This is a genomic window from Paractinoplanes atraurantiacus (assembly GCF_900215205.1).
Classification (GTDB): domain Bacteria; phylum Actinomycetota; class Actinomycetes; order Mycobacteriales; family Micromonosporaceae; genus Actinoplanes; species Actinoplanes atraurantiacus.
Genome location: NZ_OBDY01000003.1, coordinates 286,074 through 300,636, shown reverse-complemented (window position 1 = coordinate 300,636; position 14,563 = coordinate 286,074). Strand labels below are relative to the sequence as shown.

The 14,563-nt window shown below is 69.1% G+C and carries 11 protein-coding genes and 1 tRNA gene; 6 read left to right on the top strand and 6 right to left on the bottom strand.

Annotation, left to right across the window (positions count from 1 at the left end; genetic code table 11):
- The first annotated feature begins 9 nt into the window (after positions 1 to 9).
- Entirely contained in the window at positions 10 to 366 is a 357-nt protein-coding gene (locus CRP55_RS10695; RefSeq protein WP_097319593.1) for a VOC family protein, read from the top strand.
- Between the two features lie 7 nt (positions 367 to 373).
- Here the strand turns inward: CRP55_RS10695 and CRP55_RS10690 are convergent, their stop codons facing one another.
- Both CRP55_RS10690 and CRP55_RS10685 read right to left on the bottom strand, forming a co-directional pair.
- Positions 374 to 1,201 carry a S1 family peptidase gene (locus tag CRP55_RS10690; RefSeq protein ID WP_097319591.1) on the bottom strand — a complete coding sequence of 276 codons (828 nt, stop codon included), beginning with the start codon at positions 1,199 to 1,201 and terminating at the stop codon, positions 374 to 376.
- Positions 1,202 to 1,275: 74 nt separating this feature from the next.
- Positions 1,276 to 2,997 (bottom strand): L-lactate permease, encoded by a 1,722-nt coding sequence (locus CRP55_RS10685; RefSeq protein WP_097319590.1) that lies wholly within the window; start codon positions 2,995 to 2,997, stop codon positions 1,276 to 1,278.
- 115 nt (positions 2,998 to 3,112) lie between these two features.
- On the opposite strand from CRP55_RS10685, the gene CRP55_RS10680 reads away from it, so the two are divergent.
- From CRP55_RS10680 to CRP55_RS10665, 4 genes are read left to right on the top strand one after another with little or no spacing between them, the layout of a single operon-like run.
- On the top strand, positions 3,113 to 4,387 hold the full coding sequence (locus CRP55_RS10680; protein WP_245922912.1) for a hypothetical protein: 1,275 nt from the start codon (positions 3,113 to 3,115) through the stop codon (positions 4,385 to 4,387).
- A gap of 11 nt (positions 4,388 to 4,398) precedes the next feature.
- Positions 4,399 to 5,550: a sensor histidine kinase gene (locus CRP55_RS10675; protein WP_179855117.1), complete on the top strand. Its 1,152-nt coding sequence runs from the start codon at positions 4,399 to 4,401 to the stop codon at positions 5,548 to 5,550.
- Complete coding sequence (locus tag CRP55_RS10670; protein ID WP_097319585.1) at positions 5,547 to 7,442, top strand: response regulator; 1,896 nt, start codon at positions 5,547 to 5,549, stop codon at positions 7,440 to 7,442. The genes CRP55_RS10675 and CRP55_RS10670 overlap by 4 nt, the downstream gene beginning before the upstream one ends.
- A 41-nt stretch (positions 7,443 to 7,483) precedes the next feature.
- Entirely contained in the window at positions 7,484 to 8,068 is a 585-nt protein-coding gene (locus CRP55_RS10665) for a CPBP family intramembrane glutamic endopeptidase (RefSeq protein ID WP_097319582.1), read from the top strand.
- Between the two features lie 357 nt (positions 8,069 to 8,425).
- Here CRP55_RS10665 and CRP55_RS10660 read toward each other — a convergent pair whose 3' ends face one another.
- On the bottom strand, positions 8,426 to 9,856 hold the full coding sequence (locus tag CRP55_RS10660) for an RICIN domain-containing protein (protein WP_097319581.1): 1,431 nt from the start codon (positions 9,854 to 9,856) through the stop codon (positions 8,426 to 8,428).
- Positions 9,857 to 9,870: 14 nt separating this feature from the next.
- Entirely contained in the window at positions 9,871 to 11,271 is a 1,401-nt protein-coding gene (locus CRP55_RS10655) for a pectinesterase family protein (RefSeq protein WP_245922911.1), read from the bottom strand.
- 199 nt (positions 11,272 to 11,470) lie between these two features.
- On the opposite strand from CRP55_RS10655, the gene CRP55_RS10650 reads away from it, so the two are divergent.
- Positions 11,471 to 13,684, top strand: coding sequence for a sigma-70 family RNA polymerase sigma factor (locus CRP55_RS10650; protein WP_281260774.1), 2,214 nt, complete (start codon positions 11,471 to 11,473; stop codon positions 13,682 to 13,684).
- Positions 13,685 to 13,732: 48 nt separating this feature from the next.
- On the opposite strand, the gene CRP55_RS10645 is transcribed toward CRP55_RS10650, so the two are convergent.
- Both CRP55_RS10645 and orn read right to left on the bottom strand, forming a co-directional pair.
- A tRNA-His gene (locus CRP55_RS10645) sits at positions 13,733 to 13,808 on the bottom strand.
- Between the two features lie 99 nt (positions 13,809 to 13,907).
- On the bottom strand, positions 13,908 to 14,504 hold the full coding sequence (gene orn, locus CRP55_RS10640; RefSeq protein ID WP_097319578.1) for an oligoribonuclease: 597 nt from the start codon (positions 14,502 to 14,504) through the stop codon (positions 13,908 to 13,910).
- Positions 14,505 to 14,563: the final 59 nt, after the last annotated feature.

Sequence of the window (14,563 nt, the reverse complement as noted above, 5' to 3'; positions counted from 1 at the left end):
TTCGGTGTCATGACGACGCTTTGGACGCTCGGCTGCGACGCGGCGGACCCCCATCGGCTGGCCGCTTTCTGGGCGCTGGCCCTGGGATACGTGCCCGAGCCGGGCTACGACGAGCCGGACGGGGCGTCGATCGTGGATCCGGAGGGGCGCGCCCCGGCGATCTCCTTCCTCCGGGTCCCCGAGCCCAAGACGGCCAAGAACCGGATGCACGTCGACGTCCGGGTCGGCTCCGAGCCGGCCATCCGGGTCAAGGTGGCCGAGCTCGAAGCCGCCGGGGCGACGTTCGTACGGGATCATCGTTATGGCCCTGACCTGAGTCATGTGGTCATGCTCGACCCGGAGGGCAACGAGTTCTGCGTGGCTTAGAAACCCGCTACGGCTTGGTCAGCAGGCAGCCCGACTTGTTCAGGTCGATCGTGCGGGTCGACGTGAGGCAGGTCGTGAACCAGTACGTCTCCTGGCCGTAGCTCTGCCCCTGCACCGCCGTGGTCGTGCCGTCGGCGTTGACCTCGCACGGGTTGTTCAAGGTGCACATCTCGCCGTCGTCGTTGCCGGTGTTGTTGATGCCGACGATCTGGCCGCTGGAGGCGCTCACGATGGGCGAGCCCGACGTGCCGTGGATGGTGTCGCAGGCCGCGTCGTACCGGATGGAGTCCTTCCAGGTCCACTCGCCCTCGCGGAGCTGGCCCACGAAGCCGTCGACCTTGCAGTTCCAGATCCGCTTCCAGTAGCTGGACGGGATCGCGATGCTCGCGCCGACCGCGGGCTTGGCGCTCGCGATGGTCAGCGCCGTCGCGCCGTACCGGGACTGCAGCGTGGCATAGGTGCTGGTGAGCCGGTAGAGCGTGACGTCGGTGCCGGTCATCGTCGCGTACAGGACCCGGTCGGCCCGAACCGTGCCGAGTGACCCGCCGGAGCTGTTGAGCAGCGTGCCGGAGCGGCTGGAGGTGCGGTTGACCAGCACCTGGCCGGCGCTGAGGAAGCCGCCCTCGTAGCAGTGGCCGTTGGTGAGCATCATCGCCCGGTCGCTGCTCACCGAGCTGGGATAGCGGACCAGCGAGGCGGAGCAGTTGCTCAGGGCGATGGTGTTGGCGAGCGTGGTGGCGGCGACCGCCTGGGCGGGCGATGTGGGCCCGGCCAGGACTCCGGTCGCGGCGGCGACAGCGGCTGCGGCGAGTGCGAGGGCACGGCGTACGCGCATGGGTGTTCCTTTCTGCTTTTGGCAGTCAGACCCTCGCACCGCAAATTAATAGATGTCAATCTATAACGTCGGCGTCATACCGATGACGGCACCATCCAGTCCAGCACCGGCGTGGCCTGGAGGGTGACCAGCACGCACATGACGAGGAGCAGGATCACGCTCCAGCCGACGACGCGGCGGAAGATGTCGCCCTCCTTTCCGGCCATGCCGACGGCGGCCGCGGCGATGGCCAGGTTCTGCGGGCTGATCATCTTGCCGAGGACGCCGCCGGAGGAGTTGGCCGCGGCCAGCAGGACCGGGTCGAGGCCGGCGTCGGCCGCGGTCTGCACCTGCAGCGCGCCGAACAGCGCGTTGGCCGAGGTGTCGGATCCCGTTACGGCGACGCCGATCCAGCCGAGAATCGACGACAGGAAGACGAAGAAGGTGCCGGCGCCGGCCAGGAACTCGCCGAGCGTGTTGGTCTGCCCCGACTGATTGAGGACATAGGCCAGCGCCAATACCGCCATGACCGTCACGATCGCGTGGCGAAGTTCGACATACGTTTTCCCGTACGCCTCGAGGGCGCGACGCGGGCGCACGCGCAGAACCGCCGCGGTGATGATGCCGGCGAAGATCATGAGCGTGCCCGCGGCCGGGAGCCAGCCGAGGGTGAAGGTGGTCGAGGCGAGCGGTTTGCCGTTCTCGCCGAGCACATCCAGCCCGGGCCAGGCGAATTTCACCGTCCAGGGCGGGACCGCGAGCGCGTCCTTGACCGGGCCCAGATTCGCGATGGCGAAAATGACGATGATGATGAGGTACGGCGCGTAGGCGCGGAGGACCTCGGCGTTGGTGTCCCGCTGGACGGCGGTCCTGACCGGGCCGCCGAGAGGGGAGGGCTCCGGTCCAGGCGAGGGCTCATCGGCGCGGGCCGACGGCGAGGGCTCGTCGGCGCGGGCCGAGAGGTCGGGCGACTCCGCCGGGCGCCACACCCGCAGGAGCAGCATCACGGCGGCCGCGGCCACCAGCGACGCGATGATGTCGGTCAGCGGCACCGAGATGTAGTTGGACGCGACGAACTGGGCCACCGCGAAGACCACACCGGCGATCACGGCGGCCGGCCACGTCTGCTTCACGCCCCGCCTGCCGTCGATCACGGCCACCAGGACCAGAGGCACGACCACGGCGAGTACGGGGGTCTGCCGGCCCACCATCGCGCCGAGGGTGTCGGCGTTGAGCCGCGGATCGTCGGCGGCGCCCGACGTCACCGTACCCAGGGTGGTGATGGGTGTGGCCAGGGCGCCGAAGGCGACCGGCGCCGTGTTGGCGATCAGCGCGACCGCCGCCGCCTTGATCGGCCGGAAGCCCAGCGCCATCAGCATCACCACGGTCACCGCGACCGGCGTGCCGAAGCCGGCCAGGGCCTCGAGCAGCGCCCCGAAGCAGAACGCCACGATCACGGCCTGGATGCGCATGTCGGGACTGACCCGCTCCATCGAGCGCCGCAGCACGTCGAAGTGGCCGCTGGCCACGGTCAGGTTGTAGACCCAGATGGCGTTGATGACGATCCACAGGATGGGGAAGAAGCCGAAGGCCGCACCCTCGCTCGCCGACAGCAGCGCCAGTCCGACCGGCATGGAGTAGATCGCGACGGCGACCACCAGGGCCACCACGAGCGAGATCACGCCGGCCAGCCAGGCTCTCATGCGCAGCGCGCCGAGCAGGACGAACAGCGTCAGCAGGGGCAGGGCGGCGAAGATCGCGGAGATCGCGACGGAATCGGACACGGGGTCGGTCACGATCCGGAACGTCTCATCCATGGATCACCATCCAGAGCTATCGATATTCCCTGGTTGAACCGCCATGGTCGCCGAATCGTCGCCGAAGCGCATCTCGAGGTTAAGGAAATGCGGTATCACGTCGAAAAGAAGGAACATGATCGACGCATGGCTGGACGATGAGGTGCCCCGCCTCAACCGGGCCATCCTCGACGGCGACGCCCCGCCCGGCCTGCTGGCCGAGCAGGCCCGCGAGGTCCTGCTCCCGCACCTGCCGGCCGTCTGCCGGCTCGACCAGCTCGAGGCACAGCGGCTCGTGGTCCGGCTCGGCTTCGTCGGCGCCTCCGTGTCCCGGCATTACCAGGAATGGACGCCCAACGGGCGCCACCATCCGGAGCGCGCCTTCGACGGCCTGCTGGCCGGGGCCGGCGAGATGCCGTTCCGCGACTACTTCGCCGCCCTGGCCACGCACACCGGCAAGGGCCATTGCGGCCGGGACAGCTACGCCTCCCTGGTCCGCTGGAACGTGGGCACCCTCCAGGTGCACCGCGGCGACGAGTGCCTGGCCGAGCTGCCGGGGGTCTTCGACGACGGGCGCATCCGCAGCTACACCGGCACGGGCAGCGAGGAACGGTTCTTCCTGCTGGTCAAGCAGGGCGAGGCGCTGGAGCTGGCGGTCAACGAGGTGCTCGACCCTCTCACCCGCGACGGGGCCGGGCTGGTCTGCGAGGACGCCGTCGGGCGCGTACGGCTGGCCGCCGAGATCTTGACCGCTCTTCGGCAGTTGTTCCTCGATTTCGCGGCCTCGCCGCCCGAGGCCAGCATGCCGGCCGAATTCTTCATGGACGTGTTCCGGCAGTTCGCGGTGCACTGGACCGAGGACGACATCCCGCCCAGCGGCGCTCTCGACCCGGAGGCGCTCAAGCGCGACTTCCTGCTCGGCATCGCGATCCCCGACTACCACCGGCACGTGCGGCGGATCTATCCGGCGCTGCTCGACGGCGAACGGGCGGTGCTGGACGACCTGATGACCCAGCCGACCCTGCCGGAGCGGCTGCTGAGCGCGATCGACGTGGCGGCGGACGACCTGGCCGTGGCCGATCCGGCCGACCTCGACCGGCTGCTCGGCCGGCATCCGGCGCTGGCCGACTGGTACCGGCTGCTGACCGAGCACGCCCGGGCCGCCGGGGCCCATCTGATGTTGAGCAAGAAGTTCCTGTTCAAGCCGCAGCGGCAGCGCGACGCGAACGGACTCGGCGACCGGCCGCTGGTCTCCAACCGCAGCGGGACGACCGGGATGAACGAGACGTTCCTGGAGCGGCTCACCCGCGCCCGCCAGGACCATCTGCTGTCCGGCCTGCAAAAAGCCATAAAAGCCCCCCGGATACCGGCGTCCCGGGTAGCGTCGGTTTCCGTCGCACAGGTGGGATGAGAGAGGTCGAGATGAGCACTCGGCCCTTGGTCGAGGTGGGCCCCGAGCAGCTCATGGCCCTGATCGACCACACCTCGGCCGTGATCTACATGCGCGACGCCGAGGGGCGCTATCTCCTGGTCAACCGGGAGTACGAGCGACTGTTCCGGCTGCGCCGCGAGGACATCGTCGGGCTCACCGACCACGACCTGTTCCCCGAGCCACTGGCCGACGAGTTCCGCCACAACGACCTCGAGGCGTTCGCCCGCGGCGAGCCGGTGAAGGTGGAGGAGCAGGCTCCCGGCGACGACGGCCTGCACACGTACATCACGGTCAAGTTCCCCCTGGCCGACAGCGAGGGCAAGGCGTACGCGGTCTGCGGCATCTCGACCGACATCACCGAGCGCAAGCGGGCCGAGGAGGAGGTGCGCCTGCTCAACGAGGAGCTCGAGCTGCGGGTCGAGCAGCGCACGGCCCAGCTCGAGGCGTCGACCCGGGAACTGGACGCGTTCGCGTACTCGGTCTCGCACGATCTGCGGGCGCCGCTGCGCTCCCTGGAGGGCTTCAGCCAGGTGCTGCTGGAGGACTACGCCGGCGTGCTCGACGCCGAGGGTCAGCGCTACCTGTCGCGCATCCAGGCCAACGCCGAGCGCATGGCGCAGATGATCGACGACCTGCTGCACCTGTCCCGCGCCACCCGCAGCGAGCTGCGCCGGGAGCGTACGGACCTCAGCGGTCTCGCCCGCGAGGTGGCCGAGGAGCTGCTCGCCTCGGACCCGCTGCGCACGGTCGTCTTCGACATCCCGGACGGGCTGGAGGCGATGGGTGATCCGCACCTGATCCGGCTCGTGCTGCAGAATCTGCTCGGAAACGCTTACAAATTCACGTCGTACGAGCCGGAGCCGCGCATCACGATGTCGGTCTCCCTCAAGGACGACGTCGCCGTCTTCACCGTGCGCGACAACGGCGCCGGCTTCGAGATGCGGCACGCGCACAAGATGTTCGACCCGTTCCAGCGCCTGCACGCGCAGAGCGAGTTCGAGGGCACCGGCATCGGCCTGGCCATCGTGCACCGCATCGTCACCCGGCACGGCGGCCAGATCTGCGCCGCGGGCGAACCGGGCCAGGGCGCGGCCTTCTCGTTCAGCCTCTCCCCGGCCCCGGACGGGTGGACGATCCGATGATCCACGTTCTGGTCGTCGACGACAGCGAGGACGACGCGCTGCTGGTCGCCCGGGCCCTGCGCAAGGCCGGGCTGACCGTCACCACCACCCGTGCCGAGAACGCGGAGGGCGTCGCCGCGGCGCTGGCCGAGCGGACGCCGGACGTCGTCATCTGCGACTACAACATGCCCGGCGTGCGCGCCGAGGACGTGCTCGACCAGGTCCGCGAGCACGACCTGGAGATCCCGTTCCTGCTGGTGTCGGGCCAGATCGGCGAGGAGACGGCGGCGGCGCTGATGCGCGCCGGCGCCCGCGACTTCGTGCTCAAGGACCGGCTGGCCCGCCTCGCCCCCGCCGTGCAGCGCGAGCTGACCGAGGCCGCCGAGCGCCGCCAGCACCGCCACGCCGAGGCGGCCCTGCGCGAGAGCGAGGAACGCTTCCGGCTGCTGGCCGAGCACGCGCACGACATCATCTTCCGGTTCCGGCTGCACCCGGCGCCGGCCATGGAATACCTCAGCCCGGCGGTCGAGCCGATCACCGGCCACCCGCCGGAGGACTTCTACGCCGACCCGGCCCTGATCTTCCGGCTGGTCGATCCCGAGGACCGGCACGCGCTGGAGCAGTCGTGGCGCTCGGCCCAGCCCGGCACCCTGACCATGCGCTGGCACTGCCACGACGGCCGGGTCGCCTGGATCGAGCAGCGGGCGAGCGCGGTCACCGACGCCGACGGGCAGCCGATCGCGGTCGAGGGCATCATGCGCGACATCAGCAAGCGGGTGCGGGCCGAGCAGGAACGCGCCGAGATGGAGCAGCAGCTGCGCCAGGCCGAACGGCTCGACTCGCTCGGCCAGCTCGCCGGCGGCATCGCCCACGACTTCAACAACATCCTGGCCGTGATCTCCGGCTACGCCGCGATGCTGTCCGAGGAACTCGGGCCGAGTCACCCGCTGCACCCCGACTCCCAGGCGATCGAGCAGGCGGCGGCCCGGGGCAGCGGCCTGACCCGGCAACTGCTGATCTTCAGCCGCCTCGAGCCGTCCCGCCCGGAGACCCTCGACCTGAACGCGGTCGCCACCGACATGCAGCGCCTGCTGGGCCGCACGCTGGGCGAGGACATCGAGCTGCGGACGACACTGTCGCTCGACCTGCCGCCGATCACCATGGATCGCAGCAAGCTGGAGCAGGTCATGATGAACGCGGTCATGAACTCGCGCGCGGCCATGCCGTCGGGCGGCCGGCTGACCATCGCGACCGGCGTCGACCGCGACACCGGCCACGTCTGCCTGACGATCACGGACAACGGCAGCGGCATGCCGCCGGAGGTGGCGGCCCGGGCGTTCGAGCCGTTCTTCACCACGAAGGGCCGGGGCAAGGGCACGGGTCTGGGCCTGGCCACGGCGTACGGGGTGGTGGCCGACGCCGGCGGCACGATCGGGCTGGAGTCGGTGCTGGGCGAGGGCACGACGGTGCGGGTCTGCCTGCCACCGGCCGAGGTGACGGCGCCGGCGGCCACGCTGATCCCCCGCCCGGCCGCGGCGTCGGGCCAGGGCCGCAGCATCCTGGTCGTCGAGGACGAGGACGGCGTACGGGACATCGTCTGCCGCATCCTGCGCAAGGCGGGATACGAGGTGCACGCGGCGGGCGACCCGCTGGAGGCGCTGCGCATGTGCCGCGAGGACGACTTCACCTTCGACGCCCTGCTCAGCGACGTGATCATGCCCAACATGTCGGGCACCCAGCTGGCCGCCGAGCTGCGCCGCACCCGGCCCGACCTGCCGGTGCTGTTCATGTCGGGCTACACGAGCGGCCCGGCCCCGGGCGGCCAGGAGCTGCCGGCCGACGCGCCCCTGCTGCACAAGCCGTTCCAGACCGAGCATTTGATCGGGGCACTGCACCAGCTTCTGCCACGCTGAGTCCACCCGCCCGACATCTGCGCCGCCTAGCGTCGCCGGTGATGAGCCGACTCGCCGAACATCTGCTGCTCTTCTACGGCGTCGCCGGCCTCTACATCGTGCTGGACGTGCCCGGCGGCCCGATTCCGGTGTTGCTGGTCGCGGCCGCGCTGGTAATCGTCTACATGCGACGCTCGTCGCTGCCGCTTCTGCGGGCGTCCGCCCTGCCCGCGGCTCTGCCCGGTGTCGTCGGGCTCTGGGCCGTGGTGTCGGTATTCGCGCTCGGTGCGGTCGCCCTGTTCGATCGCGACAATCTACTCATTCTGCCCCGCGAACAGCCGTGGCTCTGGCTCGCCATCTGCATCGGCTATCCGCTGCTCTCGGTCTATCCGCAGGAGCTGCTCTATCGCGGCTTCCTGATGCACCGATATCCCTACGGCGCCGCCGCCAGCGCTGTCGCGTTCGGCTTCGTCCACCTGCTCTTCGGCAACGTGCTCGCGGTGGTCGCCACGCTGGCCGGCGGGTGGCTCTTCGCCCGGCGCTACCAGCGGACCGGCTCACTGCTGGTGGTCTCGATCGAGCACGCCCTCTACGGCATCACGATCTTCACCATCGGCCTGGGCCGCTTCTTCTATCACGCTTCTTGAGGGAGTCCGGGCAGGTAGACGTTAGACACCGACGCCTTGGACGATGGACCGGTTCCTGAGATGCGGCATCTGCAGCTCGGCCGCCTTACGCATCAGTTCGGCCGAGGTTGTGCGGGTCTTGTCATCGGCACTGATCCGGACGGCCTTCATGAAACCGCCGCTGGGGCCGAACGCCACAAGGCAGACGTCGGAGGCATCGAATGGCGACCTCGTCCGTCTCGAACGCCGCTGCGAAAGCGGCCAGGTCCGGCTCGATCACCGGCCGGACCGTTGCCGCGTGCTGCTGGGAGCGCCGTTGAGCCTGACCGGCCGGGGCCGTTGGAGCCCCGGCCGGCCATTCCCCTCGCGCGGTAAGGCTTACTGGCCGATGGTGGCCTGCGGGCCGGCGTAGGTCTTGAGCAGGCTGGGGATGTCCGCCGCCGGGTCCAGCGTGTACGAGTAGTAGCTGCTGGGTGTGAAGGCGGAGCCGTTCGTCTGCTGCTTGCCGGAGCTGTTGACGACGATGCTGCCGCTCTGCTTGAGCTGGGCGGCGGACGTGTCGTTGTAGTAGGGGTTCTTCACGTTGTCGAAGTAGCTGTTCTCCAGCACGAGCTTGGTGCTGCCGCGCGAGAGATTGCCGTACGACGAAATGTTCTGCAGGTAGTTGTTGTAGAGGTGAGCCAGGGCGACATTGTCGACGCTGGGGTTGCGTTGATTGGTGTCGTGGATCCAGTTGTGGTGGATCGTCATCCGCGCGGTCACGTTGTCGGTCCAGCCGATGCCGAACGCCTTGTTGTTGCTCGACAGCACATTCCACGACACGGTCAGATAGCTGGTGTCCTTGCGGCTGTCGATCGAGCCGTCGTTCATCCGCGTGATGGTGTTGTGGTCGATCCAGACGTGGTCGGCCGTGTCCATCTGGATGCCGTCGTAGTCGTACACCTTGTCGTCGGGGTCGTCGTCCGGCATCGCGGTGTCACGGATGGTGAGGTTGCGGATGATGACGTTGCGTACCCCCGTACCGAGGAAGAAGCCGCCGCCGACGATGTGACCGCTCGTGCCGACCCCCACGATCGTCTTGTTCGACTGCACCTTGAGCTCGGTGCCCTTGGGCGTGATGGTGATGGCCCCATTGACCTTGATGACGTACGGGGTGGTCGCCGTGACGTACTTCTGCAGGTCGGCCATCGTGCTGACGGTGACCGTCGGCCCGGCCGCGCCGCCCGTGGTGCCGCCGCCGGTGGAGGCAAATCCGTCCGGAGTGGACGGCCAGGTGCGGCCTTGATTCGAAGCCTCGAACGCCCACTGCTTGTTGCTGTTGGCGGTGCACGTCTCCTGGATGATGGCGGCACCACTCGCCGTGGAGGCGTCCTTGTCGCTGATGCACAGACCGTTACCGACGTTGATGATCTGGAACGTGTTCGTGCCGCTGGCGGCCAGGCGCCACTGCTGGTTGGCCTGGCCAGAGGCACAACCCCATTGCTGCAGTTGTACGCCGCTGGCCGCGCTCGCCCCGGGAACGTCGACACATTTGCCGCTGCTGACGTTCTGGAGGAGGTAGTTGCTGCCCGCGGCGACCAACTTGAACTGCTGCCAGGCGGCGCCGGTCGTGCAACCCCACTGCTGGAGCAGGGCGCCGTTCGCGCTCGACGCGCTCGGCACGTCGATGCACTTGCCGCTCTTGGTGACCTTCAGTTGATAGGTGCCACCGGTCGCGGGGAGGGCGGCGGCTTCCGACGGGAGCACGCTCGTGGCGACGATGATCAACGCGGGGGCGAGCGCCGCGGCGTACAAAATCGGCTTTTTCATGGTTTTGATCCCTCTCAACCGACCGGGTTCCAGCCATCAGTGCCGGCCAGATATTTCTGCGGGGTGTAGTTGGCGGCCTGCGCGTCGCTGAGCTGCGGCCGGTTGCCGTTGACGGTGGCACCGGAGCCGGTGTTCTTGTATTCGAGGAACCGGGCGTTCTGCCACGTGTTGCCGGACATGTCGGTCCAGGGCTGGGCGTTCTTGATCGTGGCGCTGAGGTTCGACTCGCGGTACAGAACCTGCGCGTTCGGGCGCCACGGGCGGCCGAGCTGGGTCACGTTGCTGGTGGCGCCGGTGATCGTGCACTGGTAGAAGAGCAGGCCGTACGTCTTGGCGGCGTCGGTGCTGGCCGCGGTGATCGGGCCGCCGCTGGTGCGCTTCTCGTGGATCGTGCTGCCGTGGAAGACGGTGGTCGCGCCGCCGAAAATGAAGTCGACGGTGCCTTCGACGTACGAATTCTTGACGTACGACCGGTTGTTGTTGACCAGGAACGTGTCCTGATTGCCGAGGAAGCGCACGTTGGTGAAGACCGAGCGGTCGGCGTTGAGGTTGACCGCGACCGCCTGGCTGCCCTCGCCGTAGTCGTTGGAGAAGGTCAGGTTGGTCGCGGCGAAGTCGTGGCCGTCGAGGAAGGCGGTCGCGCTGCCCGAGGTGCCGTAGCCGCCGGCGCTGCTGTGGTTGTTGACGATCAGCGTCTGGCTCGCGCTGCCGCCGAGGCCTTGAAGGGTGACGTACGGCTTGTTGGACGGGACGGTGACGATCTCGCGATAGGTCCCGGCCTTGATGGTGATCACGCGGCGGGTCGTGTTGTTGGCCGGGACGGCGTCGATGGCGGCCTGGACGGTCGTGTACTGACCCGTGCCGTCCTTCGCCACCGTGGCCGCTTGGGTCGCTTCGGTGACGAAAGCCCACTGCTTGTTGCTGTTGGCGGTGCACGTCTCCTGGATGATCGCGGCGCCGGACGCGGTGGAGGCGTCCTTGTCGCTGATGCAGAGACCGTTGCCCACGTTGATGATCTGGAACGTGTTGGTGCCGCTGGGGTTCAGGCGCCACTGCTGATTCGCCTGGCTGCTCGCGCAGCCCCATTGCTGAAGCTGGACGCCGCTCGTCGTGCTCGCTCCAGGGACATCGATGCATTTGCCGCTGCTGACATTCTGCAGTGAGTAATTTGCGCCATTTGGCAGCAACTTGAACTGCTGCCAGGCGGCGCCGGTCGTGCAGCCCCACTGCTGGAGCAGGGCGCCGTTCGCGCTCGACGCGCCCGGGACGTCGATGCACTTGGCGCTCTTGGTGACCTTGAGCTGATAGATGCCGTTGGTGGCGGGCAGGGTGGCCGCCGCCGCGGGCAGGACGCTGTAGACGATCGCGGCGGTGGGGACGGCGACCGCCAAGGCGGCCACGACGAGACGTCTCACGATGGTCCTCTCACATTTCGGGAGCGCTCCCATTCGGTTACGCTGCGCTGTGACCGCGCTGGGGGACGCGGCATCCTGGTAGATGCTGGTGTCGCCGGGCGACAACAAAAACTTGCCGAAGTTGTTTGCTGGCCTATCGCCACCTGCTGTGTCACGCTTTTCGCGCTTGATGATGTTCGATGTGTTGCCGGGAGGTGTCGTGACTCAGAGTCAGATCGCGCCCTCCCTGGTGCTCGACGCGCAGGCCGGGGACGCGGCGGCCCGCGACGAGCTGATCGCCGAGCACCTGCCGCTGATCTACAACATCGTCGGGCGGGCGCTGGACGGTCATCCCGACGTCGACGACCTGGTGCAGGACACGATGCTGCGGGCCCTGCGCGGCCTGCCGACGCTACGCGAGCCCGCCCGGTTCCGGTCGTGGCTGATCGCGATCGCGTACCGGCAGATCCAGATGCACTTCCGCTCGCAGAAGTCGGCGCCGCGGCTCACGCTGTCGTTCGACGTGCCCGACCCGGTGGGCGACTTCGCCGAGCGCACGACGGCCGAGCTGGTGGTGGCCGAACAGCGGCGCGAACTGATCGAGGCGACCCACTGGCTCGACGACGGCGACCGACGACTGCTCGGCCTGTGGTGGCAGGAGGCGGCGGGCGAGCTGAGCCGGCCGGAGCTGGCGGCGGCCCTGGAGGTGCAGCCCAAACACGCGGCCGTGCGGGTGCAGCGGATGAAGGCCCAGCTCGACGCGGCCCGCTCGGTGGTCCGGGCGCTGCGGTCCCGGCCGCGCTGCCCGTCATTGCAGGAACAAGTGCGCCGGTGGAACGGGGTCGCCGATCCACTGTGGCGCAAGCGGCTCGTGCGCCATGTTCGAAACTGCCCCCAATGCGTCCTGGCCCGGCACGGCCTGGTCGCCCCGGAGGAACTGCTGCTGGGCGTCGCCGCCCTGCCGGTCCCGCTCGCGGTGGCCGCCGCGGTGCTGTCACCCCCAGCCGCCGCGGCATTGTCGGCGTCGGCCGCGGGGGCGCTCGGCGCGCTGTCGGGGCCGGCCGCCGGCGCCGTGTCCGGGTCTGCCGCCGGCGCCGTGTCCGGGTCTGCCGCCGGCGCCGCGTCGGGGTCAGCCGCCGGCGCGCTGTCGGGCTCGGGCACCGGTGCCCTGTCGGGGCCCGGCGCGGCCTCCGGATGGCTCGGTTTCAAGGCCAAGATCGCGGCCGTCACGGCGACCGCGGCGGCCGTGGCCGGTGGCGGGTTCGTCTATGCCGTCTACGAGACCCCGTCCACGGCTCCGCCGCCGGTGGCCGTCGCTCCACCGTCCGGCGCGGTGCGACCGCTTGCTCCGGGGGCGGCGGTCCGCAGCCGTACACCCAATGCCTCGTCAACCACCGCGTCCCCCTCGGCTTTGCCGGTCGCGGGCCTCGGCGTGCAGCGGGCCGACGTCTTCGTGGCGCCGAACGGGTCGGACTCCGGCGACGGGTCGCTCGCCCGCCCGTACGTCTCGATCCAGAAGGCCGTCTCGACGGCCCGGACCGGCCAGACGATCGCGCTGCGCGGAGGGACCTATCGCCTGTCGTCCGGCCTCACGATCTCGTCGAAGGCCACCGGCGTCACGTTGAGCAACTACCGCGACGAACGGCCTGTGATCGATGCGTCGTCACTGCCCGACACCGAATGGGCCGTGACGCAACAGACCGTGAGCTGGACGGTCCAGGGCCTCTCGGTGATCAATTCGGCTGGCCACGCGTACGTCTGCTCTTCTTGCCGATCGACCGTCTTCCGCCACCTGCTGATGCGGAACAACGCCCGCTCGGGCCTGCTGCTGCGCGACCCCGGCACCACCGGCAACCAGGTCCTCGACAGCGACTTCACCGACGGCAACGGCATCGGCCTGGGCTTCATGTTCGGCGACGGCACCGGCAACCGCGTCCGCGGCAACCGCTTCGCCCACAACGCCCAGTCCGGCCTGGACCTCAACTTCGCCGACCCGGTGACCGTCGAATACAACTGGTCCTACGACAACGGCGGCAACGGCTTCGTCCTGACCGGCGGCGCCCCACACACCCTGCGTCACAACGCGGCGTGGACCAACGGCAACCACGGCTTCACCGACGACGCCGGCCAGGTCACCGGCCTGACTCTGACCAACAACACCGCCTACGGCAACGGCGGCTCCGGATTCGCCCTCCCCGGAGGCCCCGCCACCTTGCGAACGAACGCCGCCGTGGACAACCGGATCGAGCCCGCCGGCCTGGCCGAGGGCTCCTCCGAGACCCGCAACAGCTGGCAGGAGGACGACTGGTCCGCCGCCAGCTTCCGCTCCGTCGACCCGACCACAGCCGAGGCCCCACGCCCACCGTCGGGCACCCTGCCGAAGACCATCTTCCTGACCACCGGCAACGGCGTGGGCGCCTCGATGGGCGGCTGAGCTCGGGAAAAGCAAAAGGCGCGGTCGCCATGACCGCGCCTTTTTCAATGGGGTGATCGACGGGACTTGAACCCGCGACCCCCGGGACCACAACCCGGTGCTCTACCAGCTGAGCTACGACCACCATCGCGCACGGGAGCGTTCCCCGTGGTGCCGAGCAATCATAGCCGAATCCTTCGGGGCCCCGTCGAGTGGGTTACCGCGCACGCCCGGGTGACACCTCTTACAGCTCGGCCGCGATCGACTTCGCCGTCTCCACGTCCGGCCCCGGCAGCGGCACGAAGATGGTCCGGCGGTAGTACTCCAGCTCGCGGATGCTCTCCCGGATGTCGGCGAGCGCCCGGTGGGCCAGGCCCTTGGCCGGCTGCCCGAAGTACACCCGCGGGTACCACCGGCGGCACAGTTCCTTGATCGAGGAGACGTCGATCATGCGGTAGTGCAGGAAGTCGTCGAGCGCCGGCATGTCGCGGGCCAGGAAGCCGCGGTCGGTCGCGATCGAGTTGCCGCAAAGGGGTGCCGTGCGGGGGTTCGGCACGAATTGACGCACGTACGCCAGCACGGCCTCCTCGGCCTCCGCCATCGTGATCGCCGACGCCCGCACCTCATCGGTGAGCCCCGACTTGGCGTGCATGTCGCGCACCACCGGCGGCATCGCGTCGAGCGCCGCGTCGTCGGCGTGAATGACCAGGTCGACGCCGTCGCCGAGCACGTTGAGGTCGGGATCGGTGACCAGCGCCGCCACCTCGATGAGCTTGTCCTTGCCCAGATCGAGGCCCGTCATCTCACAGTCGATCCACACCAGAAGATCCGCCACCCGCACAGCGTACGCCGCAACCCCCCGAACCGCTGCGACGTGTTTCCGAGCCACCCGTCCGGGCA